The organism is Methylobacterium gnaphalii (assembly GCF_007992215.1).
Classification (GTDB): domain Bacteria; phylum Pseudomonadota; class Alphaproteobacteria; order Rhizobiales; family Beijerinckiaceae; genus Methylobacterium; species Methylobacterium gnaphalii.
In genome coordinates this window covers 243,469-265,544 of the sequence record NZ_BJZV01000001.1, presented here as the reverse complement: position 1 = coordinate 265,544, position 22,076 = coordinate 243,469, and the positions used below count along the sequence as shown (strand labels likewise).

The window sequence follows — 22,076 nt, the reverse complement described above, 5'->3', positions numbered from 1 at the left end:
CGAAACAGAAGCTCTGCTAGGCGACTTCGGGCTGCCGCGCAGCGCGCTCGCCGGGTACCGCCAGCGAGCTGGGCAGCTCGATGCGCGCGCTCAAGCCTCCTGCCGGCCTGTTCTCCAGTGTCAGGCGTCCGTCATGCGCCTCGACAATGGCAAGCACGATTGACAGGCCGAGGCCAAAGCCGCTGGCGTCGTTAAGGTTCCGGGCGCGGTCGCCGCGCACGAAGGGCTGCAGCATGGCGTGCCGCTCGGCTTCCGGGATGCCAGGGCCGTCATCGGCCACTTCGATCGCCACGCCGTTCGCGCTTTTCGAGACCGAGAGCCGGGCGCACCCGGCATATTTCACCGCATTGTCGACGAGATTGTTGACGGCCCGCTCCAGATCCTCGGGATGCGCCCGGATCAGCACGTGCCGCGCCTGCTCCATAGTCACGTCGGCGCCGGTATCCGAGTAGTCGTCGCACACTGTCTGGACCAAGGAAGCTATGTCGATCAACGGCTTCTCCGCCGCCGAGCGGTTCTCGGCAACGCGCTCGTCGCGGGCATAGGCAAGGGCCGCCTCGACCAGAGCGTTCATCTGATCAAGGTCGCGCAGTGTGCGCTCGCGGGCCTGCTCGTCGTCGATGAACTCGGCGCGCAGCCGCAGACGGGTGATCGGCGTGCGCAGGTCATGGCTGATCGCTGCGAGCATCTGCGTGCGATCGTCGATCAGGCGGTTCACGCGAGCCCGCATCCGGTCGAGGGCTCCGGCGAGCGCCAGCACCTCGTCCGGTCCCCGGCGCGGGAGGGGCAATGGTACCCGGCTGGTGCCGAAGGCCTCGGCTGCGCCGGCAAGCTGGGCGAGCGGCGCCGTCAGGGCGCGGGTAGCCCAGACGGTGAGCAGCGTCAGCGTGGTCGCAAGGAACAGGAAGGTGAAGATGATGGCACCGCGCTTGGGCGGCTCGAGCGCATCGTCCGGCAGCGTCGCCTGAAGCTGCGCCCCGGCAGGCGTGCGCAGCCCGACATGCAGGACCGGGGGCTCCTCAGGGCTGGCGTCGGGCGCGAGATTGGCAATGGCAAGTTCCCGCCCGAAGGCGTCGCGCAGGCGTCCAATGATCGGGCGCTCGCGCAGCCACTCGCTCTCGACGGCGGGCGGCGTGCCCTGCCAAGCCTCGAGGCGCAGGCTCGGCACACTTCGTCTGGCCGCTGTGAGGATTGCGTCACGCTCATTCGGTGCGGTCTCGTCGAGCAGGCGGGCAATCACGGCGAGCCGGTTGGCGGCAACGCCCGGGCGTGTCTCGGCGCGCCAGGGCTCGCGCAACGCGAAGAGGGCCACAGCTGCGGCCACGTGTGCGGCGACGATTGCCGCGACGACGAGCAACGCAAGCTGTCCGGCGATGCTTTTTGGCCGCGGCCAGTAGCGGCGAGAGCCTTTCACCACGGGCGCGGCTCGCGCGGCGACCGGAGCGGCGGCTGTGGTACCCGTGCTCATGAGCGTGTCACCTCCGGCGCGAAGAGGTAGCCGCCGGAACGGATCGTGCGGATGATCTCGGGATTGCGCGGATCCTGTTCGAGCTTCTGGCGGATGCGGCTGACGAGTACGTCGATGCTGCGCTCGAACGGGCCGGCGCTGCGCCCCTGCGTCAGGTCGAGCAGTTGATCACGGGAGAGCACGCGCCCCGGCCGCAGACAGAGGGCGTGCAGCAGGTCGAACTCGGCTCCCGTGATGGCGATGCGCGCGCCTTCCGGGCTGAGCACCTGTCGTAGCCCGGTGTCGAGCGTCCAGCCGTGAAAATGCAGGCGCCGGGCCTCCTCCACCTCCGCGCGCTCGGCGCCGTTACCCCGCCGCAGGATCGCGCGGATGCGAGCCAGCAACTCGCGCGGGTTGAAGGGCTTGGCGAGATAGTCGTCGGCGCCCGTCTCTAACCCGATGATCCGGTCGATCTCCTCGGATTTGGCGGTGAGCATCAGGATCGGCAGGTCGGAGGAGCTGCGCAGGCGCCGGCACAGGCTGAGGCCGTCTTCCCCCGGCAGCATCAGGTCGAGCACGACGAGATCGATGCGTGATTCTGCCAGCACGCGGTCCATCTCGCGCCCGTCCACCGCGAGGCTGACGCGGCATTCGTTCCCGCGGAGGTAGCGCGCGATCAGCGCACTGATCTCGCGGTCGTCTTCGACGACCAGGATGTGGGGAGTGGTCGTGCTGGCAGGCGTCGTCATGGCGGCAGTCAATCGTGATGCATGACAGTATGCGCATTGATGCCGCCGGTTCGTAGAGCGCGGCTACACAATCTTTGTAACGCGATGTTTCGCGGTGCAGCTCGACTTCATCCCCTGAAACCCGCATCGGTCCGGCGACGGGCGATTGCCGGGACTCCCGGGGATTCCTATGTCGAGGAGAGAGCGATTCGCGGGGAACCCGCGCGTCGCAACCGACAGATCCAAGGAACGACGATGCAGGGTTCGAACCGTCTCTTCGACGACGTCGCACGGATCTTCACGGATGCAGCCGGCGCCGCGCAGGGCGTGCGCCGTGAGGCCGAGACCGTGTTCAAGGCTCAGGTCGAGCGCCTGATCCGCGACATGGACATCGCGTCGCGCGAGGAAGTCGACGTCCTGCGCGACCTCGTCGCTGCTCTGCGCAGCCGCAACGAGGCGCTCGAAGCCCGCGTGGCCACGCTGGAATCCCGGCTCGGCGCCAATGCGAGTCCTGCCGGCAACACCGAATCCGCCTGAATAATTTTGCACAGGAACGAGTGGTGGAAAGAGAAGTTGCCCACCATTCATCCCGTCACGACGCTTTGAACGATGCAGCGAACGCAGGCTATAAACGTTTAGGCACTGATTCGCGCCTGACAGAACAACTCCTCGAACGCTCGGACCGCTGATCTCCGAACGAATCTGCGTCGCTGCGCAGGTTTCGTCTTGGCACGCTCTCGGATTCGCTGCGGCCTTTGCTTTACCGCCGAACCGTTCATCGGTCATGAACGGATCGACAATTTGGATCGCCATGACCCAGCTGCACATCATTGAGGAACTTGACCGGCCGGAGCATCCGCTCGACGTGGTCGAGAGGCTGGCCTCCCTGCGCGACTGGATCTTCGATCGGGCAGAGACGGACGAGATGTCCGTCACGGTCGAGGGAAAGTGGACCGAGTACCATGTCGCCTTCACCTGGATCGAGGATGTCGAGGCCCTGCACGTAGCCTGCGCCTTCGATCTCAAGGTGCCGGATCGCCGGCGGGCTGAGATGACGAAGCTGATCGCGATGCTCAACGAGCAGCTCTGGATCGGCCATTTCGATCTCTGGTCGAACGACAACGTGGTGATGTTCCGTCACTCACTGCTGCTGACCGGCGGCATTGCGCCGACGCAGGCCCAGTGCGCGATGCTGATGAAATCGGCCGCTGAAGCCTGTGAGCGCTACTATCAGGCCTTCCAGTTCGTGCTCTGGGCCGGCAAGGACGCACGCGAGGCGCTGGACGCCGTGCTTTTCGAGACCGAAGGCGAGGCGTGAGCCCGCCTGTGACGAGTGTATCGAGAAACGCCCTGCCGGCTTCGCTGACCCTGGTTGGCGCCGGCAAGATGGGCGGCGCGCTCCTGCGCGGATGGCTCGACGGCGGCCTCAACCCGGCCGCCACGACGGTCATTGATCCGCAAGTCGGGCCGGATCTCGCCGCACTTTGTGCCGAACGGGGCGTCGCTCTCAATCCGACGAAGAGTTCGGTCGCCAAGACCCTGGTCGTGGCGATCAAACCGCAAGGTCTCGAAGCGGCAGCGCCCTCCCTCGCACCGCTCGTCGGGCCCGACACGCTCGTCCTGTCCATCCTCGCGGGCAAGACGCTCGCGAACCTCGCGGAGCGCTTCCCCGGCACGCATGCATTCGTGCGCACCATGCCGAACCTGCCGGCGAGCATTGGCCGGGGTGCGACGGGCGCCGTGGCAAGCGCGGCGGTAACGCCGGCCCAACACGCGACCGCCGATGCGCTCCTTGCCTGTTCGGGCCTCGTCGAATGGGTCGAGGACGAAAAGCTGATCGACGCGGTGACTGCCGTGTCCGGCTCCGGCCCGGCCTATGCCTTCCTGCTGGCCGAAGCCCTCGCCGAAGCCGGCACACGGGCCGGCCTGCCGACCGAGATGGCAGCACGGCTCGCTCGCGCCACCGTCGCCGGCGCCGGAGCCCTGTTGGAGGCGAGCCCTGTCGAGGCCGGCCAACTGCGCCGCGACGTTACCTCGCCCGGGGGCACCACGGCAGCAGCCCTCGCAGTTCTGATGCGCGAGGGCGGCCTACCCGACCTGCTCACGGAAGCGGTCGAGGCGGCCCGTCGCCGGGCCGGAGAGCTCGCAGGCTGAGCGCGACACTGCAGCTCGACTGCACGTTGGCCGATCGCTCCCTACATGTGACGTGACCTGTCGAACGGAGCGCGATCATGGACTCTTCCCCCGATCCGAAGCCGAAGGCCAAGAAGAAGCCCAATCCCCGCGAGGCCGTGGTCGAGGCGCTGATGCGGCTCGCGGCCGAGCAGCCCTGGAACGACATCGAGATTGGTGACATCGCCCGCGAGGCCGGAATCAGTCTCGCCGAGTTCCGCGACCTGTTCCCCTCGAAAGGCGCAGTGCTTGGCGGCCTTTCACGGCTGATCGACACGAAGGTGCTCGACGGAGATTTCTCCGACCTCGCGGACGAGCCGACGCGTGAACGCCTTTTCGACGTGCTGATGCGCCGCCTCGACGCGATGGCGCCCTACAAGACGGCGCTGCGTCGGATCTCGTACGCCCTGCGTGGCGACCTGCTCTCGCTCGCGGCGCTGAACGGCGTGGCCCTGAACTCACATCGTTTCATGCTCGCCGCGGCCGGGATCGACACTGAGGGGCCACTCGGGCGCCTGAAGCTGCAGGGCACGGTGATCGCCTTCACGCGGGTGGTTCAGGTCTGGCTCGACGACGACGATCCGGCCCTCGCCCGCACCATGGCGCGGCTCGACAAGGAGATTCGCCAGGGCGAGCGCTTCATGGAACGGGCCGACGATGCCCGCCGACTGACCGCGCCGCTACGCGCCATCGGCCGGGCGTTGATCGAGCGGCGGCCGAGCCGCGACCGCCGTCGCACCGCGGACGACGAGACGACGATCGACGGGGATCCCGCAGCGGCCGTCTAGGTCGAGTTCAGCGTGCCTCGGCTGAGCGTCGGCGGTTGGGGTTCGCGTGGCCGCCATCCATGACCGTGCGGCAGGCGGGGCTCAAATTGGTCCTCTGGCTGCGCAGGCACGCGGTGATCGCGCTCGCACTCGGAATGTGGGAGGCGCAGAGACGCCACACGTCCGGTTCGCAGGCGGCGCGAGCGTCGGCGCTCTGAGCTAGGGCGGGCGAGGCCCCACAGATCAGGAGCGCAGCGAAGAGCGAAGTACGTGTCATGAGCGTCGAGCCTTCCCTTCTCCGTATTTTATACGGTCAAGCTCAGGCCGAAATCGTTAACGAAACGGAAAAAAGGCCGGATCGGCGCTATCGATCGTTAAGACTTCGCGCGCTGTTGCACCGGAGCCGCGTGGCCGATGCGACACATGCGTTTCAGTGGCAGCCGCAGCCGTCGCCGCAACCTCCGCCGGACGCTTGCCCCACGGGCACGGAAGCGGCTCGGTCCCGGCTGAGGCCACGCTCTTCCAGTTCGGCGAGATAATTTTTCCAGCGGGTGCGGTACTCGCGGCCGAGATCGTAGAGGTAATCCCAACCGAAGATGCCGGTGTCGTGCCGATCGTCGAAGGCGAGCTTCACGGCGTAGTTGCCGATGGGCTCGACAGCGAGGATCGCTACGCCGCGTTTGCCGCCGATGATCTTGCGCTCGGCCGGAGAGTGTCCCTGAACCTCGGCCGATGGGCTCGACACCCGCAGATACTCGGCCGGGAGATCGAAGCGTCCGCCATCCTCGAAGGCGACGCGCAAGATGCGCTTGTCGCCGAGCAGGCGGATCTCGGTAGGCCAGCGCTCGCTCATGTTGTCCTCACGCCGTGGCGATGCGCCCCGTGTGCTTGCTCGATAGGGGCTAAGCCCTCATATGAATACAGATGCTGGATCTGTCAGCCGATAAAGCACCCCGCCCTGTTTCAGAGCCGAGTTCCGAGACGAACATGTGGGCCGTTCGCGACGACGCTCCCTTGCCGATGCGCCCATCGACTTTGGTCGATCCGTTCGGCCGTGCGATCACCTACCTGCGCATCTCGGTCACTGATCGCTGCGATTTTCGCTGCAGCTACTGCATGGCGGAGAACATGCAGTTCCTGCCCAAGCGCGACCTGCTGAGCCTCGAAGAGCTCGACCGTGTCTGCAACGTTTTCGTCGAGCGCGGCGTGCGCAAGCTGCGCATCACCGGCGGCGAGCCGCTGGTCCGCCGCGACATCATGCAGCTCTTCCGCCGGCTCTCGCGCCACCTCGACAGCGGCGCCCTCGACGAGTTGACGCTGACCACCAACGGCTCGCAGCTCGGCCGCTTCGCGCCGGAGCTGGCCGATCTCGGCATTCGACGCGTGAACGTCTCGCTCGACACGCTCGACGCGGACAAGTTCAAGGAGATCACCCGGCGCGGCGATCTGCCGACGGTGCTCGCCGGTGTCGAGGCTGCGCGCAAGGCCGGCATCAAGGTGAAGATCAACGCCGTCGCGCTGAAGGGCGTGAACGAGCACGAGATTCCGGACATGATCCGCTGGGCCCACGGGCTCGGCATGGACATGACCCTGATCGAGGTGATGCCGCTCGGCGAGATCGACGGCGACCGCACCGATCAGTTCCTGCCACTCTCCGTTGCTCGCGAGCAGTTGGAAGAGCAGTTCACGCTGACCCCGCTCGCCCATCGCACCGGCGGCCCAGCCCGCTACGTGAAGGTCGAGGAGACCGGCGGCCGGCTCGGCTTCATCACGCCGCTCACCCACAATTTCTGCGAGGGCTGCAACCGGGTGCGGCTCACCTGCACCGGCCAGCTCTACCTCTGCCTCGGCCAGGAGGATTCGGCGGATCTGCGGGCGCCCCTGCGTGCATCGCCGGATGACGATCTGCTACGGCAGGCGGTGATCGATGCCATCGCCCGCAAGCCCAAGGGCCACGACTTCGTCATCGAGCGGGCACGCCCCGCTGCCGTGCCGCGTCACATGAGCGTGACGGGCGGCTGAACCCCTGCTTTCACCGCATCGCTGGCTGAGTCGGCTTCCGATCGCGCTTCACAGAGACTCGGCGCAAAAGGCGCCAGAGCACGACAATCGCTGCCACCGCGGCCAGGGCGATGAGCCCGGCGATGGTTGCCGCGGCGGCCGGATGGACGAGAACGGCGAGCAGCAATCCCGTCGTCGTGACGTCCTCGCCGAGGGAGAGGCCGATATTCGAAAAGGGTTCGGGGCTGGTATTGGCGACGGCGCGCGCGCCCGCCTTCACACCATGCGTGAGCAGGGCGGCGCTGCCGCCGAGCAGTAGGCTGGCGATCTGCCAGGTCGGGTCCTGGGGGTCGATCACCGCCGTTGCGAGCAGTGCGCCGCCGATCGGCCGGATGAAGGTGTGGATGCCGTCCCAGAGCGAATCCAGCCAGGGGATCTTGTCCGCAAAGAACTCGGCGACCAAGCCGACGGCCGAGATACCGATGATGGTCGGGCTCGCCAGCACATTGAGGGCGTGCAGGTGCTGGGGCAGTTGGACCCAGCCGTAATGCATCGCAAGGCCGAGCGCGAAGGTGCAGAGGTAGATCCGCCAGCCGGACAGCAGGCCGATGCTGGCGCCCAATCCGATCAGTTCCGGGGCACCCATTGGTCGTCCCTCGCGAGCCCACACACCCAGGCAAGAAAATATGGGTGCTCAGCGGCCGTTCCATAGGTCGTGCAGCTGTGTCCTTACGATTGACGCTCCCGAACGGCCCTCCTAGACGAGGCCGCATTCTGCATTCGTTTGGAGACGGTCGATGGCGAAGGTCGCATTCCTGGGCCTCGGCGTGATGGGCTCGCCGATGGCGCGGCATCTCGCGAAGAAGGGCCACGACGTCACGGTCTACAACCGCACGCGTGCCAAGGCCGATGCCTGGGTTCAGGCGAATGGCGGCGTGGCCGCCAGCACCCCGCGCGAGGCCGCCGCTGGCCAGGAGATCGTCTTTGCCTGCGTCGGGAACGACGACGACCTGCGGAGCGTGGTGCTCGGCGAGGACGGCGCCTTTGCCGGCATGAGCAAGGGCGCGGTTTTCGTGGATCACACCACGGCGTCGGCCGAAGTCGCCCGCGAGTTGTCGGCGGCAGCGGACGCGGCGGGCCTTCACTTCATCGATGCCCCCGTCTCCGGCGGACAAGCTGGTGCCGAGAACGGCGCGCTGACCGTGATGTGCGGCGGTGACGCGACAACTTACGCCAAGGTCGAACCGGCCATCCTATCCTTCGCCAAGGCTTCGCGGCTGATGGGTCCGTCGGGCTCGGGCCAGCTCACCAAGATGGTCAACCAAATCGCGATCGCCGGCCTCGTTCAGGGCCTGGCGGAGGCGATCCATTTCGGCAAGCGCTCGGGCCTCGACATCGAGGCGGTGCTCGACGTGATCTCCAAGGGAGCCGCCGGCTCCTGGCAGATGGAGAACCGCGGCAAGACCATGAATGCCGGCAAGTTCGATTTCGGCTTCGCCGTCGAGTGGATGCGCAAGGATCTCGGCATCCTGCTGGCCGAGGGCCGCCGCAGCGGCGCCCACCTGCCGGTGACCGCCCTCATCGACCAGTTCTACTCGGACGTCGAGGCGATGGGCGGCAGCCGGTGGGATACGTCGAGCCTCATCGCCCGCCTGGAGCGCTGAGGCGCTCCACCGCAATCCGGAGAGCCTTCTCCGGGTCGGCCCAGACCCAGTCATCACCCATCTGGTGGCGGAACCAGGTATGCTGGCGCTTGGCGTAGCGGCGGGTGTCGCCCTGCCCGCGCGCAATCGCCTCGTCGCGGCTGATCGCTCCGTCGAGATAGGCGATCAGTCCCGGCACACCATGCGCCCGCATCACCGGCAGCAGCGGATCGAGCCGGCGAGCGCGCAGGGCCTCGACCTCGTCGAGGGCGCCCTCCTCCATCATTCCGAGGAAGCGCGCATCGATGCGCCGGCGCAGCTCGTCCCGATCGACCGAGAGGAAAATCTTGAGCAGCGGGCGGCCTGCCAGCGGACCCGGAAGACGCTGGCCCTGAAATTCGGCGATCGGCCGGCCGGTCGCCTCGAACACCTCGATTGCACGCATCACCCGCATCCGGTCGGAGGGTCGCAACGCCCTTGCGCCGGCCGGATCGAGAAGGGCGAGGTCCGCATGCAGGGCTTCGGTCGGGCGCCCTTCGGCGCGCACGCGAACCGCCTCGCGGACATCCTCCGGCACCGCCGGCAGCGCCGATAGACCCTCGTCGAGCGCCTTGAAGTAAAGCCCCGTCCCGCCCACGAAGATCGGCAGCCGTCCCTCGGCCCAGATCTCGGCGAAAATGCGCGAGGCCTCCCGCGAGAATGCGCCCACGGAAAAATTTACGGCGCCGTCGACGGTGCCATAGAGCCGGTGAGGGACCTGAGCCTCCTCCTCCGGCATCGGCCGCGCAGAGAGCCGGCGCAGGTCGGCATAGACCTGCATCGAATCGGTATTGATGACCGTGCCTGCAAAACGCCGCGCCAGGCTGAGCGCCAGCGCCGACTTGCCCGAGGCGGTCGGCCCTGCGATGAGAATCGCTGTTGGCTGCCCGGCCCATGTCTGCGTGACCGGCGACACCGCCTACTCCTTCGTGATCCTGGCATGACCCTCGTCGCGACGCTGATAGCAAACCCGGCCCGCCACGCCATCACTGGCGCGGTGCTGAGCGATGCCCGCGAGGCGCTGGCGACAGAGCATCCGCCGCGCCTGTTGCATCACGGCGTGGCGGCCGAGTTCCTGATCGACGCGTCGGTCGAGCAGGCGGGAACGCTGACCGCTCGCCTCGAACAGCGCTTTGCCGGCGAGCCGTTCGACGTGGCCGTGCTGCCGGCCGGTCCACACCGGCGCAAGCGGCTGTTCCTGGCCGACATGGATTCCACCATGATCGAGCAGGAATGCATCGACGAACTCGCAGATGTCCTCGGTATCAAGGCCGAGGTCGCGGCGATCACCGAGCGCGCCATGCGGGGCGAGATCGCCTTCGAACCAGCCCTGCGTGAGCGCGTCGCCCTGCTGAAGGGGCTGCAGGCGACGGTGGCGGATGACCTCGTCGCAACGCGCATCACCCTGACGCCGGGCGGCCGGACCCTCGTGGCGACGATGAAGGCGCACGGTGCCCATACCTGCCTGGTCTCGGGGGGCTTCACGCTGTTCACCGGCCCGATCGCCGGCATGATCGGCTTCGACGAGACGCGGGCCAACCGCCTCGACCTCGTCGATGGCCGGCTTGCGGGGACCATCGCCGAGCCGATCATCGGGTCGGACGCGAAGCGCGCGACACTGCTGGACCTTCGCGAGCGGCTCGGCCTCGCGCCCGAGGACACCATGGCGGTGGGGGACGGAGCCAACGATCTCGCCATGCTCGGCGAGGCGGGTGTCGGCGTGGCCTTCCGCGCCAAGCCGGCCGTGACGGCGGCGGCACGGGTCAGGATCGAGCACGGCGATCTGACGGCGCTGCTCTATCTGCAGGGGTACTGCGCGGCGGAGTTCGTAGGATAGCGCGGGGGCGATCCACGACTTGCCGCGGCGCGTGTCCACGACCCTACATCACGGTTGGATTCCGGGTTCTCGCTGAGGCGAGCCCCGGAATCATGGTGGTGTAGATGCTCAGTCCAACCCGATCGCCACGAACCGCACGTCCCCGCTGGCGCTAGCAATCAGCAGCAGCACCGACTTGCGCAATTCCTTCTTCAGCGCATCGACCTTCTTCGTCACGTCGGCCGGGCTGCTCACTGGCTCCTGGCCGACCTCGACAATGACGTCGCCGGGGGAGATGCGCTTGTCGGCCGCCGTCGAGTTCGGATCGACGCGGGTGACGACGACACCCTTCACGGTGTCCTTGATGCTGAACTTCTTACGGAGTTCGTCGGTCAGGCCCGAGAGATTCAGCCCGAGCGCCTGCCGGACGGCGCTCTCGGGCTCGGGCTGCTTGACATTGGCGAGCTGAGCCTTCTCGCCGTCTTCGAGACGGCCGAGCAGTACGGACTTCGTCACTTCCTGGCCCTTGCGGACCACCACGACCTCGACGGTCTTGCCCACCGGTGTCTGGGCGACGATGCGGGGCAGCTCGCTCGACGACTTCACGACGGTGCCGTTGAACTTCGTGATCACGTCGCCAACCTCGAGGCCGGCGGGCTTGGCCGGGCCCTTCTCGTCGACACCCGCGATCAGCGCGCCTTTCGGGCCGCCCTTGAGGCCGAGCGCCTCGGCAGTGGCCTCATCGACGTTCTGGATGCGCACACCGAGCCAGCCACGGCGGACCTCGCCGAACTCACGCAGCTGGTCGAGCACCGGGCTGGCCGTGTTCGAGGGTACGGCGAAGCCGATGCCGACTGAGCCGCCTGATGGCGACAGGATCGCCGTGTTGATGCCGATGACCTCGCCGTTCATGTTGAACAGCGGGCCGCCCGAATTGCCCTTGTTGATAGCCGCGTCGGTCTGAATGTAGTTGTCGTAGGGTCCCGATTCGATGTTCCGGCCGCGGGCCGAGACGATACCGGCGGAGACCGAGCCACCCAGGCCGAACGGGTTGCCGATCGCCATCACCCAATCGCCCGGGCGCATCTTATCGGAGTCGCCGAAGGGCACGGCCTTGAGCGGCTTGCCGGCCTCGGGCTTCACGCGGAGGACGGCGAGGTCGATCTTCGAATCCTTGCCGACGATCTCCGCCTTCAACTTCGAGCCGTCGTGCAGGATGACCTGGATGTCGTTGGCGTCGCCGATCACGTGGTTATTGGTGATGACGAGACCCGCAGCGTCGATGATGAAGCCGGAGCCGAGCGAGTTCGACTTGCGCGACTGGCGCTGGCCCTCGTCGTCGCCTCTGTTGTTGTCACCGCGCTGACCGCGCCTCTTGAAGAACTCCTCGAACAGGTCCTCGAACGGCGTGCCCTGCGGCAGCTGGGGCATCGCCCGGCCCCCACGCGCGGACTTCTCGACCGTGGTCGAGGCGGAAATGTTCACCACCGCGTCGGTGACCTGCTCGGCGAGGTCGGCGAGCGATTCCGGCCCCTTGGCGAGAGCCGCCTGAGGCATCAGGGCGGGTGCCGTCGAGATCGGCAGCATCGCCCCGATCATCACGGCGGCGAGTGCCGATCTCGCGCGTTGGCGGAGGGCCGGGCAGTTGCGACCCGGTACGGCGCTCGTGGCGAGACGCATGGTGCGGTTCCTTGTTGAAGCGTGCCTATAGATCGGCGCCAAGCCCGTGCGATCAAGAGCGGCGGAGTGGCCGCTCTCGATCGCAGTCGTCAGGGCTTGGCAGCGCCGGCCGCGCGACCCGTCGGATCGCTGAAGTAGCGGAAGAACGACGAGTTCGGGCTGATGACCAGGCGCGTGTCCTGGCCCTTCATGCTCTGCTCGTAGGCCTGCATCGAGCGGTAGAAAGCGAAGAAGTCGGCATCCTTACCGAAGGCCTCGGCGAGGATACGGTTTCTGTCCGCTTCGCCCTGGCCGCGCAGCTTCTCCGAGGTGCTGGTGGCCTCGGCGAGCAGGACGGTGACCTCCTTGTCGGCCTTGGCCTTGATGGTGGCCGCCGCCTGGTCGCCATTGGCGCGGATGTCGGCTGCCTCGCGCTTCCGCTCGGAGGTCATCCGGTCGTAGACGGCCTGCGAGTTCTTGGCCGGCAGATCGACGCGGGTCATGCGCAGGTCGACGATCTCGACGCCGAGCTGCTTGGCCTGCTTGTTCACGTCCTCCTGGATCTCGTTCATCAGAGCGACGCGGTCGGTCCGCACGATGGCGTCGCGGCTGGAGCGAGCCAGCACGTTACGCAGGCTGGAGTTCGTGAAGCTCGACAGTCTCTGGTTCGCCAGCGGGATGTTGCCGACCGACTGGTAGAACTTCAGCGGGTCGACGATCCGGTAGCGCACGAAGGCGTCGACTTCGAGGTTCTGGCGGTCGGCGGTGAGCAGGGTCTGGACCGGCAGGTCGAGATCCAGCACGCGCTTGTCGAAGATCACCACAGTGTCGGTGAACGGCACTTTGAAGTAGAGGCCGGGCTTCGTCTCGCCGTGCGGGTTCAGCACGGCACGCACGCGGCCGAGCTGGAGCACGAGCGCCTGCTGCATCTGCCCGACGGTGAAGACCGAGGCGTAGAGGCCAACGATGACGAGACCGGCAAGGACGATCAGGCCGGAGCGGAGCGTGGAGCCGTTCATCGGGCGGCTCCCGGGCGGCCGGCGAGGTCACCGAGGGGCAGGATGGGCAGCACGCCCGCGGCGTTGGCACCGGCGGCGCCAGTCCCGTTCTGGTCGATGATCACCTTGTTCACGGAGCCCAGAACCTTCTCCATCGTCTCCAGGAAGAGGCGCTCGCGGCTGACATCCGGAGCGGCCTTGTACGCCTCGTAGACCTGCGTAAAGCGCGCGGCCTGACCATTCGCCTCGGCGGTGGCCTGATCGCGATAGGCCTCGGCCGATTGCACGATCTGCGACGCGCGGCCGCGGGCCTGCGGCACTTCGCGGCTGGCATAGGTTTCAGCCTCGTTGCGGACGCGCTGGGCGTCCTGCTGCGCAGCGTTCACGTCGATGAAGGCCGGCCGAACCTCGGGCGGCGGGTTGACGCTGGTAAGCTGCACCACCTCGATCCGGACACCGGCGCCGTACCCGTCGAGGGCGCTCTGGATGATCTCCTTGACCTCCGCCGCGATGCTCGACTGCTCGTTGGTCAAGATTGCCTGGATGTTGCGGCGACCGATCACCTCGCGCATGGCGCTCTCGGCGATCGCCTTGATGGTGCCCTCGGGATTCTCGAGGTTGAACACGTAATCCTCCGCCTTGAGCGGGTTCACGCGCCACTGCACCTCGAAATCGAGGTCGACGATGTTCTCGTCGCCGGTGAGCATCAGGCTCTCCTCGGGCACGTCGCGTTGGCGTGCCGCTCCCGCGCCGGACCGGAAACCGACCTGCACCGAATTGAACTGGCCGACATTCGGCTTGACCACACCACCCACCGGATAGGGGAAGTTGTAGCGCAGGCCCTCGCCGGACTGGCCGGTATAGCGGCCGAACACCGTGTTGATGCCGACCTCGTTCGGATTGACCTTGTAGAAGCCGGTGAGCAGCCAGACGCCGACGAGGAGGACGAGCAGGACCAGAATGCCCTTGCCGCCACCGAACCCGCTGCCGGTGCCGCCCGGGATGATCCCTCGCAGACGGTCCTGGCCGCGGCGGATCAGGTCTTCGAGATCGGGTGGGGTCTTACCGCCGCCTCCGCCACCCCAGGGTCCGCCACCGCCGCCATTGCCACCGCCGGGACGGCTGCCCCAGGGGCCACCTCCCCCACCGCTGCCACCGCCGCTCTGATTGCTCCAAGGCATTCTCGACGTAGACTCCTGCTCCAGCCCCGATCCGTGCGCCGCCCCTTCGAAAGGCGCCATCGCCCCGATCGATCGCCGGATTTCCCCTGCCGGAAACGTGCTTGCCGAACCGTATGGTCGAGCGCACCTGATTGGCCGCGCCCGTTCCTGTCAAGGCCGGGAAGTGGGCATCCGCAACCTCTACCGCAACGGGCCCGACCCCGCGTGCAACCGCGCACGGGACAAGAAAAAGTCTTGTCAGAGCCGGGATGAAAACCAGGGCGGGCGTTCAGCCGACCCGCTCCAGGTCGATGAAGGTGAAGGCGTGCTCGTCCTTGCCACCGGCCGGATGCGCCTCGCGCAGGGTCTCGCGAAAGGCCGAGCGATCGAAAGGCGGGAAATGGGCATCGCCCTCGGGCGCAGTGTCGACCTCGGTCAGGTGGATGCGATCGGCATGCGGCAGGGACAGCGCGTAGATCTCGCCACCGCCGACAACCATGAGCTCCTCGGCGCGGGCGACGGTCAGGGACTCATCCCAGTCATGCACGACCTCGGCGCCCTCTGCCCGGAAGCTGCGGTCGCGCGTGAGCACGAGGCTGCGGCGGCCCGGCAGGGGGCGGCCGATCGCCTCGAACGTCTTGCGCCCCATCAGCATGGGTTTGCCCATGGTGAGCGCCTTGAAGCGTTTCAAATCGCTGGAGAGATGCCAGATCAGGCCGTTGTCGCGGCCGATGACGCCGTTGCGGGCGACCGCCACGACGAGGGAGATCGTCGGGGCCACCATCAGACTGCCACCGGAGCCTTGATGGCGGGATGGGGCAGGTAGCCCTCGATGGCGATGTCCTCGAAGGCGAAATCGAACAACGAGCGGACCTCCGGGTTCAGGCGCAACGTCGGCAACGCGCGGGGCTCGCGCGCGAGCTGCGTCTGCGCCTGCTCCAGGTGATTCAGATAAAGGTGCGCATCCCCGAACGTGTGCACGAACTCGCCCGCCCGCAGGCCGGTGACCTGGGCGATCATCGCGGTGAGCAGGGCATAGCTCGCGATATTGAAGGGCACACCGAGGAAGACGTCCGCCGAGCGCTGGTAGAGCTGGCAGGAGAGCCGGCCCTCCGCCACATAGAACTGGAAGAGGCAGTGGCAGGGGGCGAGCGCCATCCTGTCGAGGTCGGCCGGGTTCCAGGCCGACACGATCAGGCGGCGCGAATCCGGGTTGGCGCGGATCTGGTCGACGACCCCCGCGATCTGGTCGACGGTCGAGCCGTCGCGTCGCTCCCAGCTCCGCCATTGCTTGCCGTAGACCGGACCGAGATCGCCATTCTCGTCGGCCCATTCGTCCCAGATGCTCACGCCCTTGGCCTGGAGCGACCGCACGTTTGTGTCGCCGGCAAGGAACCAGAGCAGCTCGTGGATGATGGAGCGCAGATGCAGCTGCTTCGTCGTGACGAGCGGAAAGCCCTCCTCCAGATCGAAGCGCATCTGGTGGCCGAACACCGAGAGCGTGCCGGTGCCGGTGCGGTCGTCCTTGCGGACGCCTTCGTCGAGGATGCGCTGCAGGAGCTGTTTGTAGACGTGCATGGCATGCACATTACGGCGTGCCACCATCCGCCGGAACCCGCCGCGAGCACCCGCGCACAAGCCTGAGCACTCGGCGTCAATAACGGGCGGGCCACAGCAGGTACGTCACCAGGGCGAGGTTGCTCCATCCGTGCAGCAGCATGCAGGGCCAGAGCCGGCCGGTGCGCCAGCGCAGCCATCCGAGCGTGATTGCCAGCGGCAGCAGCGAGATCGGACGCGCGATTCCGCTGGATTCCGACAGGTGCGCGAGCGAGAATAGCAGCGCCGTGGCGGCAATGACACCGGCCGGACGCATGATCCGACTGGCGCGGGCGAAGGCCTCGCCGCGCATGACCAGTTCCTCGGCGACCGGCGCAAGCACGACGACGTAAGCGAACCACCCCACGATCGCGAGCGGCGACAGGAAGGGCGAGAGGTGGATGCCCTGGGCGACACCCCCGTTCAGCGCGCGGGCCGTCTCGGTGACCCACAGGATGTGAATGATGGGCCAGACCGCCATGAGCAGCCAGAGCCGCAGCGGGCTGCTCATGCGCGGCTCGGCGGGGGCTTTCAGCGCCAGCCTGCGACGCCACGCCGCCCCATCCTGCCAGACGGCCAATGCGATGGCGAAGGCCGCCATCAGCACCTGCCGGAGGACATCGGCGGCGACGCCCCGGCCCGCGACCTCATAGAGCGGCAGGCGGGGCCGCAGGGCGGTCGGCGTGAACACATCGATGCCAACCCGAAGATCGGCCACCACGCGCACGAGCACGATCGCCAGGGCGCCGGCTAGAGCCAGGAGCCCGACGGGAATGACGACGAAGAGCAGCGCCTGGACGAGCCACGCCCCGAGCTGGACCGGCGCAGGCGGGATCGGACGATCCAGGGCTGCCTCCGCTCCATCGATGGATGGCACGGGAGCAACAGCCGCATCATCGAGCAGGGGGGCGTGAGGATCGCTCTTCAAAACCGCCCCCGGTCCCTCTATATTCGCTCTTGCCGGTCGCAAGGCCGGCTATGGCGATAAACGTTCTTCGAAATAAACCTATCGGACCCGGGGGCGGTACCCGGCGCCTCCACCAAGACCCAGGACCGATGGCCGCAAGGCCTGTGCGGACCGGAAGACTGGGTTTCGGCGGGGGCGAAATAGGATCGACGAGGGCGTAAAGGTTGAGCTTTCGCTCGGCATGGTTCCGCCGTTATCGGGCCTCTGCAATAGTTGCCAACGACAACTTTGCTCCGGTGGCTGTCGCCGCGTAAGCGGTGCCAAAAACCGACCTAAAGTCCTAGCGGGTAGCACTGCATAGGCGGGGTTCGGAGGTACCTGGCAACAGAAACCTCCACTTATCTTTTCGATCCCGGCGGCCTTCTGACGTCCGGCCGGCATCCGGGCAGAGCGAGCGCCGATGGCAGAAGACCTGATCCGCTACGATCTCCTGGTACAGGACGCGCTGCGCGGCGTCGTGAAGCGAGTGCTCACCGACGCGGCCCGCGACGGCCTCTCGGGCGAGCATCACTTCTACGTCTCGTTCCGCACCGAGGCGCCGGGCGTGCGCATGTCGCAGCGTCTGCGCGAAAAGTATCCGCAGGACATGACCATCGTCCTGCAGCATCAATTCTGGGATTTGAACGTCGGCGAAACCTCCTTCGAGGTCGGCCTGTCGTTCTCGGGCGTGCCCGAGCGGCTGCTCGTGCCGTTCGATGCGCTGTCCGGCTTCTTCGATCCCTCTGTGCAGTTCGGCCTCAAATTCGACCTGCAGGAAGAGGGTGCGGCACCCGAAGAGACCGAGAGTGCGCCGCCCGCGGTCAAGGCTGGCCCGCGCGGCGCGGCCTCCGAGCCGGCCGAGATCAAGCCGAAGAGCGCCGGCCTCGCCGCGATTTCCGGTCCGAAGGTCGTGCCGGCACTGTCCACCGGCAACAAGTCCGGCGAGGACTCGAACGATGCCGCCGAGGCGGACAAGGATGCGGCCACTGCCGAGAAGGGCGCCGGCAAGGAGAACGGCGCAGAGGTCGTCAGCCTCGACGCCTTCCGCAAAAAGAGCTGATACGGCACCGCGAGCAGGCGGGAGCGAAGGTCGCTGCCTCAGCCTGCCTCGATCCAGCGCGCTGCCGCTTCGGCGCTGTTCTCGGGGCGAGAGTTGAATGCGATCGCTGCGTGAGGCGCACTCTCGCGCACCGCGTTGATCACCGCCTCGAAGACGATCAAACCGTTCGTCGCGAGACGGACGCCGCCTCCGATTACGACGCAGTCGTAAGCCCGCGCCTTGAGTTGCTGCGTCACCGTGGCGACCGCATTATCGGGCCGGATGGCGCAGAATTCGGCGTCCCATCCCCGATCGCGCATCTGCTGGAGCCCACCTCGATGCCGGCCGCGATCTTGTTAGCATTCATGCCCGGCGGCAGCGCAGGATCCGAGAAGTCGACGGCGTCGGGGGCGTAGCCGATCAGCAATACCCGCGTCATGAAACGCCTCCTCGGTTCTTCAGGCTTCCCGCTAAAATAGACCAGGGCTTGGGGATGACGAGCGCTCAGAACCCGCCTTTCGGCGAGCGCGCGCCACCATCCGCAAGCCGCCCTGCGGCCGCAACGTGACCCGGTGCAGCGGTACGACGGGGGGATGGTCCGCGGCGAGGTCGAGCCGCACGGCGTGGGCGACATGCGCCAGCACGATCGTCGCTTCCTGCAACGAGAAGCTTTGGCCGATGCAGACGCGAGGCCCTGCCCCGAAGGGCAGATAGGCGAAGCGCGGGATTGCGTCCCGGTTCTCCGGCAGGAAACGGTCGGGCACGAAGGCGTCGGGGTCGTCCCAGAGCGTGCGGTGGCGGTGCAGCACCCAGGGCGCCACCATCACCGTGGAGTTCTTCGGGATCTTGATTCGGCCGATGCGATCCTCGCGGATGGCCTGACGGCTCATGAAGGGCACCGGCGGAAAAAGCCGCATGGTCTCCTCCATCACCGCCTTCGCGAAGGGAAGATCGGCGAGCGCGAAATGGCCGTCGGCGCCGATCGCCGCGTCGGCCTCCGTCTCCAGCCGCTCGCGCGAGGCCTCGTCCTGCGAGAGGCAGTAGAGCGCCCAGCTCAGCGCGTTGGCCGTGGTCTCGTGGCCGGCGGCGATGAAGGTCACGATGTTGGCCTTCACCTCGAGATCGGTGAGCCCGTTCCCGGTTTCCGGGTCGCTTGCGGTGAGGAGGAGCGTGAGCAGGTCGTGCGGAGCCTCACCGCCGCCTGCGGTCAGGGTGCGGCGGCGCTCGATCAACTCGTCCACCACCTCCTCGAAGAAGCGTCCAGCGGGCCGTGCGCGAAGTCGGCCGATGCGGGGCACGAAGCCTGGCACGCCGAACACATCGAGCGGGTCTATCGGCCCGATTGCCTCCAGGAAGCGGGTGATGGCCCGCCCGACCGCGTCGGGATCACGCTGGAGACCCTGAGTGAAGATCGTGCGCTCGAGGACGTCCAGGGAGACGCGTGTCATCTCGTTCGCCGCCTCGACATAGGCCCCGTCGCGCCGCGCCAGCCGGCGCGCGACGCGAGCGCCGGCAAGGTTCATCGAGTCCGAAAAGCTCGTGACGTGCCGGGCGGAGAAGATCGGCGCGATGGTGCGGCGCTGATTCTTCCATTCCTCGCCCTCCGCCGAGAGCAGCCCGTTGCCGAGCCCCGGCGCCAGGATGCGGCGCTGCAGGTCGTCCTTGCGGTAGTTCCTCGCGTTCTCGACGAAGAGATAGCGGATGAAGGCCGGATCGCTCACAACGGTCACGCGGCCGAGCACGCCGTCTGCTGCGACGACGGGCTGCTCGAAATGCGAGCGCATCCAGGTGGTGATCGGGTTCTCGCGCGCTGCCCGCAGGAAGCCGAACAAGCTCAAGTCCTCGGTGCGCGGTTTCGGGACCTCGGGCCGGAAGCGGACGGTCTCGCGTGGGAGCGTTGCGTCCGTCTGCATCAAATCTCCTTTAGCTCCGCGCGAAGCGGAATTTCACTCGGTGGCTCCCTTCGGTAAGTAGGGGCCGCCACGACGCAGACGAAGAGGCCACGATGTCGCCGGATCATTCGACCGAAACCCGTCAGGAGACCCGGACGGAATCCGACACGTTCGGGCCGATCGCGGTCCCGGCGCACCGTTACTGGGGCGCGCAGACGCAGCGCTCGATCCAGAACTTCCGCATCGGCACGGAGCACCAGCCGGCTCCGGTCGTCCACGCGCTCGGCATCGTGAAGCAGGCGGCCGCATTGGTGAACAAGGATCTGGGCGGCCTCGACGCGAGGATCGCCGACGCCATCGCCGCTTCCGCCGCAGAGGTGGTCGCCGGCAAGCACGACGACGAGTTCCCGCTGGTGGTCTGGCAGACCGGCTCGGGCACCCAGTCCAACATGAACGCCAATGAGGTCATCGCATCCCTCGCCAACGAGCGGCTCGGGGGCAAGCGCGGCGGCAAGTCGCCGGTCCACCCCAACGACCACTGCAACCGCAGCCAGTCCTCGAACGACACCTTCCCCACTGCCATGCACATTGCCGTAGCGCGCGAGATCAAGGAGCGCCTGCTCCCGGCGCTGACGCATCTGCACGATGCATTGGAGGCCAAATCGAAGGCCTTCTCCTCCATCGTGAAGATCGGCCGCACGCACCTGCAGGACGCGACCCCCGTCTCGCTCGGCCAGGAATTTTCGGGCTACGTCGCTCAGGTGGCGCTGGGCAAGGCCCGCATCGAGCAGACGCTGCCCGGGGTTTACGCGCTGGCCCAGGGCGGTACCGCGGTGGGCACCGGCCTCAACGCGCATCCGGAATTCGCGGAGCGTTTCGCGGCCAAGGTCGCCGAGCTGACCGGCCTGCCCTTCACCTCCGCCGAGAACAAGTTCGAGGCGCTCGCCACGCACGATGCTCTCGTCTTCACACAGGGCGCTCTGGTCGCGTTGGCCTCGGGCCTGTTCAAGATCGCGCAGGATATCCGCCTGCTCGGCTCTGGCCCGCGCTCCGGTCTCGGCGAGCTCTCGCTGCCGGAGAACGAGCCCGGCTCCTCGATCATGCCGGGCAAGGTCAACCCGACCCAGTGCGAGGCCCTGACGATGGTCTGCTGCCAGGTGATCGGCAACGGCACCACGGTGAGCTTTGCCGGCTCGCAGGGCCATTTCGAGCTGAACGTGTTCAAGCCGGTGATCGCCAACGCCGTGCTGCAATCGGTGCGGTTGCTGGCGGATGCGGCGGTAAGCTTCACCGATAATTGCGTCGTCGGCATCAAAGCCAACGAGGACAAGATCGCCGACCTGATGAGCCGTTCGCTCATGCTGGTCACCGCGCTCGCCCCCTCGATCGGCTACGACAAGGCCGCGACCATCGCCAAGACCGCGCACAAGAACGGCACGACCCTCAAGGAGGAAGCGCTGAACCTCGGCTATGTCACAGCCGAGGAATTCGACCGCGTGGTGCGCCCCGACACGATGCTAGCGCCAAGCATCGATTAGACGCATGATCATCGATCCGGCGGGATTGTCCCGCCGGGTCCGGTCGGAGACCGTCGTGCCGTGGCCGAGATCATCAACCTGAACCAGTTCCGCAAGGCGCGCGACAAGGCCGAGAAGCAGGCCCGCGCCGCGGAGAACCGCATCGTCTTTGGCCGTTCCAAGAAGGCCAAGACCCTCGCCGAGAAGGAGGCGGCCATCGAATCCGAGCGGCTCGAAGGCCACCGGCTCAAGAAGCCGGACGAGGAATGAGCGAGGAGGCGCCGGGCCTGCTCAAGAAGCGCTCGGTGATGATTGCCGGCCACCGCACCAGCGTCTCGCTGGAGGCGGCCTTCTGGGATGCCTTGCGCGAGATCGCATCCGCACGTGAGCAGTCGGTTCAGGCGCTCATCGGGACGATCGACGCCGCGCGCGGGGACCAGAACCTGTCCTCGGCGATCCGGGTTTTTGTGCTGCAACGCATCTTGGAACGGTCCGGCCCACCGCCGAGATCAACCGTGAGCGCGGCCTAGCACCAGTCTAACGAATGCTATGCACTATAAGTCGTTGAAACAGTAAACCTAGCATTAATCGGTGCACTGCAATTTGCGGCTCGTCTCTACTTGATCGAGCCAGCTGTTCCGGCTTGGGAGCCGGTA

Annotated in this window: 24 protein-coding genes and 1 other RNA gene; 12 read left to right on the top strand and 13 right to left on the bottom strand. The window is 67.0% G+C overall.

Going from position 1 to position 22,076, the window contains the following annotated elements; genetic code table 11:
• Positions 1-16: 16 nt before the first annotated feature.
• On the bottom strand, positions 17-1,468 hold the full coding sequence (locus tag MGN01_RS01205; RefSeq protein ID WP_147044742.1) for an ATP-binding protein: 1,452 nt from the start codon (positions 1,466-1,468) through the stop codon (positions 17-19).
• Positions 1,465-2,196 (bottom strand): response regulator, encoded by a 732-nt coding sequence (locus MGN01_RS01200; protein WP_147044741.1) that lies wholly within the window; start codon positions 2,194-2,196, stop codon positions 1,465-1,467. The genes MGN01_RS01205 and MGN01_RS01200 overlap by 4 nt, the downstream gene beginning before the upstream one ends.
• 234 nt (positions 2,197-2,430) lie before the next feature.
• Here MGN01_RS01200 and MGN01_RS01195 point away from each other — a divergent pair, with 234 nt between their 5' ends.
• The 4 genes from MGN01_RS01195 (at position 2,431) to MGN01_RS01180 (ending at position 5,135) form a co-directional block, all read left to right on the top strand.
• The gene (locus MGN01_RS01195) at positions 2,431-2,712 is read left to right on the top strand and encodes an accessory factor UbiK family protein (protein WP_147044740.1); all 282 of its coding nucleotides are present in this window, start codon (positions 2,431-2,433) and stop codon (positions 2,710-2,712) included.
• Between the two features lie 274 nt (positions 2,713-2,986).
• Positions 2,987-3,493, top strand: coding sequence for a type III secretion system chaperone family protein (locus tag MGN01_RS01190; protein WP_147044739.1), 507 nt, complete (start codon positions 2,987-2,989; stop codon positions 3,491-3,493).
• Positions 3,490-4,329 (top strand): pyrroline-5-carboxylate reductase, encoded by an 840-nt coding sequence (gene proC, locus MGN01_RS01185; RefSeq protein WP_280178526.1) that lies wholly within the window; start codon positions 3,490-3,492, stop codon positions 4,327-4,329. The genes MGN01_RS01190 and proC overlap by 4 nt, the downstream gene beginning before the upstream one ends.
• A 77-nt stretch (positions 4,330-4,406) precedes the next feature.
• Complete coding sequence (locus MGN01_RS01180) at positions 4,407-5,135, top strand: TetR/AcrR family transcriptional regulator (RefSeq protein ID WP_147044738.1); 729 nt, start codon at positions 4,407-4,409, stop codon at positions 5,133-5,135.
• A 409-nt stretch (positions 5,136-5,544) separates the two neighbouring features.
• Here the strand turns inward: MGN01_RS01180 and MGN01_RS01170 are convergent, their stop codons facing one another.
• Positions 5,545-5,967 carry a gamma-butyrobetaine hydroxylase family protein gene (locus MGN01_RS01170; protein ID WP_147044736.1) on the bottom strand — a complete coding sequence of 141 codons (423 nt, stop codon included), beginning with the start codon at positions 5,965-5,967 and terminating at the stop codon, positions 5,545-5,547.
• A gap of 134 nt (positions 5,968-6,101) precedes the next feature.
• On the opposite strand from MGN01_RS01170, the gene moaA reads away from it, so the two are divergent.
• Positions 6,102-7,136 carry a GTP 3',8-cyclase MoaA gene (moaA, locus tag MGN01_RS01165; RefSeq protein WP_147044735.1) on the top strand — a complete coding sequence of 345 codons (1,035 nt, stop codon included), beginning with the start codon at positions 6,102-6,104 and terminating at the stop codon, positions 7,134-7,136.
• A gap of 10 nt (positions 7,137-7,146) precedes the next feature.
• Here the strand turns inward: moaA and MGN01_RS01160 are convergent, their stop codons facing one another.
• Positions 7,147-7,761, bottom strand: coding sequence for a DUF4126 domain-containing protein (locus MGN01_RS01160; protein WP_147044734.1), 615 nt, complete (start codon positions 7,759-7,761; stop codon positions 7,147-7,149).
• 151 nt (positions 7,762-7,912) lie between these two features.
• Here MGN01_RS01160 and MGN01_RS01155 point away from each other — a divergent pair, with 151 nt between their 5' ends.
• Entirely contained in the window at positions 7,913-8,779 is an 867-nt protein-coding gene (locus MGN01_RS01155; RefSeq protein ID WP_147044733.1) for an NAD(P)-dependent oxidoreductase, read from the top strand.
• Here MGN01_RS01155 and miaA read toward each other — a convergent pair.
• Positions 8,757-9,713 carry a tRNA (adenosine(37)-N6)-dimethylallyltransferase MiaA gene (gene miaA, locus MGN01_RS01150; RefSeq protein ID WP_147044732.1) on the bottom strand — a complete coding sequence of 319 codons (957 nt, stop codon included), beginning with the start codon at positions 9,711-9,713 and terminating at the stop codon, positions 8,757-8,759. The two genes, MGN01_RS01155 and miaA, sit on opposite strands and share 23 nt — an antisense overlap.
• A gap of 24 nt (positions 9,714-9,737) precedes the next feature.
• Here miaA and serB point away from each other — a divergent pair, with 24 nt between their 5' ends.
• Positions 9,738-10,634 carry a phosphoserine phosphatase SerB gene (serB, locus tag MGN01_RS01145; protein WP_147044731.1) on the top strand — a complete coding sequence of 299 codons (897 nt, stop codon included), beginning with the start codon at positions 9,738-9,740 and terminating at the stop codon, positions 10,632-10,634.
• A 108-nt stretch (positions 10,635-10,742) separates the two neighbouring features.
• On the opposite strand, the gene MGN01_RS01140 is transcribed toward serB, so the two are convergent.
• From MGN01_RS01140 to MGN01_RS01115, 6 genes are all read right to left on the bottom strand, one after another.
• Positions 10,743-12,293 (bottom strand): DegQ family serine endoprotease, encoded by a 1,551-nt coding sequence (locus MGN01_RS01140; protein ID WP_147044730.1) that lies wholly within the window; start codon positions 12,291-12,293, stop codon positions 10,743-10,745.
• An 89-nt stretch (positions 12,294-12,382) separates the two neighbouring features.
• The gene (gene hflC / locus MGN01_RS01135; protein WP_147044729.1) at positions 12,383-13,291 is read right to left on the bottom strand and encodes a protease modulator HflC; all 909 of its coding nucleotides are present in this window, start codon (positions 13,289-13,291) and stop codon (positions 12,383-12,385) included.
• The gene (gene hflK, locus MGN01_RS01130) at positions 13,288-14,451 is read right to left on the bottom strand and encodes an FtsH protease activity modulator HflK (RefSeq protein WP_147044728.1); all 1,164 of its coding nucleotides are present in this window, start codon (positions 14,449-14,451) and stop codon (positions 13,288-13,290) included. The genes hflC and hflK overlap by 4 nt, the downstream gene beginning before the upstream one ends.
• A 268-nt stretch (positions 14,452-14,719) precedes the next feature.
• Positions 14,720-15,214, bottom strand: a complete 495-nt coding sequence (locus MGN01_RS01125) for a dihydrofolate reductase (RefSeq protein WP_147044727.1) — start codon at positions 15,212-15,214, stop codon at positions 14,720-14,722.
• Positions 15,214-16,008: a thymidylate synthase gene (locus MGN01_RS01120; RefSeq protein ID WP_147044726.1), complete on the bottom strand. Its 795-nt coding sequence runs from the start codon at positions 16,006-16,008 to the stop codon at positions 15,214-15,216. The genes MGN01_RS01125 and MGN01_RS01120 overlap by 1 nt, the downstream gene beginning before the upstream one ends.
• A 76-nt stretch (positions 16,009-16,084) precedes the next feature.
• On the bottom strand, positions 16,085-16,954 hold the full coding sequence (locus tag MGN01_RS01115; protein ID WP_170245819.1) for a CPBP family intramembrane glutamic endopeptidase: 870 nt from the start codon (positions 16,952-16,954) through the stop codon (positions 16,085-16,087).
• Between MGN01_RS01115 and ssrA the strand changes: the two genes are divergently transcribed.
• Positions 16,946-17,332, top strand: a transfer-messenger RNA (tmRNA) gene (ssrA, locus tag MGN01_RS01110). The genes MGN01_RS01115 and ssrA overlap by 9 nt on opposite strands.
• 61 nt (positions 17,333-17,393) lie before the next feature.
• Positions 17,394-18,032: an SspB family protein gene (locus tag MGN01_RS01105; RefSeq protein WP_147044725.1), complete on the top strand. Its 639-nt coding sequence runs from the start codon at positions 17,394-17,396 to the stop codon at positions 18,030-18,032.
• A gap of 38 nt (positions 18,033-18,070) precedes the next feature.
• On the opposite strand, the gene MGN01_RS01100 is transcribed toward MGN01_RS01105, so the two are convergent.
• Positions 18,071-18,331, bottom strand: coding sequence for a hypothetical protein (locus MGN01_RS01100; RefSeq protein WP_238257904.1), 261 nt, complete (start codon positions 18,329-18,331; stop codon positions 18,071-18,073).
• Positions 18,332-18,481: 150 nt separating this feature from the next.
• Entirely contained in the window at positions 18,482-19,924 is a 1,443-nt protein-coding gene (locus MGN01_RS01095) for a cytochrome P450 (protein ID WP_147044724.1), read from the bottom strand.
• A gap of 92 nt (positions 19,925-20,016) precedes the next feature.
• On the opposite strand from MGN01_RS01095, the gene fumC reads away from it, so the two are divergent.
• The 3 genes from fumC to MGN01_RS01080 are packed head-to-tail and all read left to right on the top strand — an operon-like array spanning position 20,017 to position 21,950.
• On the top strand, positions 20,017-21,441 hold the full coding sequence (gene fumC, locus MGN01_RS01090; protein WP_147044723.1) for a class II fumarate hydratase: 1,425 nt from the start codon (positions 20,017-20,019) through the stop codon (positions 21,439-21,441).
• 60 nt (positions 21,442-21,501) lie between these two features.
• Positions 21,502-21,690 carry a DUF4169 family protein gene (locus MGN01_RS01085; protein WP_147044722.1) on the top strand — a complete coding sequence of 63 codons (189 nt, stop codon included), beginning with the start codon at positions 21,502-21,504 and terminating at the stop codon, positions 21,688-21,690.
• Positions 21,687-21,950 (top strand): ribbon-helix-helix domain-containing protein, encoded by a 264-nt coding sequence (locus MGN01_RS01080; RefSeq protein ID WP_147044721.1) that lies wholly within the window; start codon positions 21,687-21,689, stop codon positions 21,948-21,950. The genes MGN01_RS01085 and MGN01_RS01080 overlap by 4 nt, the downstream gene beginning before the upstream one ends.
• The last annotated feature ends 126 nt before the right edge of the window (positions 21,951-22,076 follow it).

What these genes read in the sequence shown, in the direction of transcription:
- MGN01_RS01120 (WP_147044726.1), bottom strand. Translation starts at nt 16,008, where the DNA reads ATGCACGTCTACAAACAGCTCCTGCAGCGCATCCTCGACGAAGGCGTC.
- MGN01_RS01200 (WP_147044741.1), bottom strand. Translation starts at nt 2,196, where the DNA reads ATGACGACGCCTGCCAGCACGACCACTCCCCACATCCTGGTCGTCGAA.
- MGN01_RS01155 (WP_147044733.1), top strand. Translation starts at nt 7,913, where the DNA reads ATGGCGAAGGTCGCATTCCTGGGCCTCGGCGTGATGGGCTCGCCGATG.
- serB (WP_147044731.1), top strand. Translation starts at nt 9,738, where the DNA reads ATGACCCTCGTCGCGACGCTGATAGCAAACCCGGCCCGCCACGCCATC.
- MGN01_RS01190 (WP_147044739.1), top strand. Translation starts at nt 2,987, where the DNA reads ATGACCCAGCTGCACATCATTGAGGAACTTGACCGGCCGGAGCATCCG.
- hflK (WP_147044728.1), bottom strand. Translation starts at nt 14,451, where the DNA reads ATGCCTTGGAGCAATCAGAGCGGCGGTGGCAGCGGTGGGGGAGGTGGC.
- MGN01_RS01160 (WP_147044734.1), bottom strand. Translation starts at nt 7,761, where the DNA reads ATGGGTGCCCCGGAACTGATCGGATTGGGCGCCAGCATCGGCCTGCTG.
- fumC (WP_147044723.1), top strand. Translation starts at nt 20,017, where the DNA reads ATGTCGCCGGATCATTCGACCGAAACCCGTCAGGAGACCCGGACGGAA.
- MGN01_RS01125 (WP_147044727.1), bottom strand. Translation starts at nt 15,214, where the DNA reads ATGGTGGCCCCGACGATCTCCCTCGTCGTGGCGGTCGCCCGCAACGGC.
- MGN01_RS01095 (WP_147044724.1), bottom strand. Translation starts at nt 19,924, where the DNA reads ATGCAGACGGACGCAACGCTCCCACGCGAGACCGTCCGCTTCCGGCCC.
- hflC (WP_147044729.1), bottom strand. Translation starts at nt 13,291, where the DNA reads ATGAACGGCTCCACGCTCCGCTCCGGCCTGATCGTCCTTGCCGGTCTC.
- MGN01_RS01170 (WP_147044736.1), bottom strand. Translation starts at nt 5,967, where the DNA reads ATGAGCGAGCGCTGGCCTACCGAGATCCGCCTGCTCGGCGACAAGCGC.
- moaA (WP_147044735.1), top strand. Translation starts at nt 6,102, where the DNA reads ATGTGGGCCGTTCGCGACGACGCTCCCTTGCCGATGCGCCCATCGACT.
- MGN01_RS01105 (WP_147044725.1), top strand. Translation starts at nt 17,394, where the DNA reads ATGGCAGAAGACCTGATCCGCTACGATCTCCTGGTACAGGACGCGCTG.
- MGN01_RS01180 (WP_147044738.1), top strand. Translation starts at nt 4,407, where the DNA reads ATGGACTCTTCCCCCGATCCGAAGCCGAAGGCCAAGAAGAAGCCCAAT.
- MGN01_RS01140 (WP_147044730.1), bottom strand. Translation starts at nt 12,293, where the DNA reads ATGCGTCTCGCCACGAGCGCCGTACCGGGTCGCAACTGCCCGGCCCTC.
- MGN01_RS01100 (WP_238257904.1), bottom strand. Translation starts at nt 18,331, where the DNA reads ATGCGCGATCGGGGATGGGACGCCGAATTCTGCGCCATCCGGCCCGAT.
- MGN01_RS01205 (WP_147044742.1), bottom strand. Translation starts at nt 1,468, where the DNA reads ATGAGCACGGGTACCACAGCCGCCGCTCCGGTCGCCGCGCGAGCCGCG.
- MGN01_RS01195 (WP_147044740.1), top strand. Translation starts at nt 2,431, where the DNA reads ATGCAGGGTTCGAACCGTCTCTTCGACGACGTCGCACGGATCTTCACG.
- MGN01_RS01080 (WP_147044721.1), top strand. Translation starts at nt 21,687, where the DNA reads ATGAGCGAGGAGGCGCCGGGCCTGCTCAAGAAGCGCTCGGTGATGATT.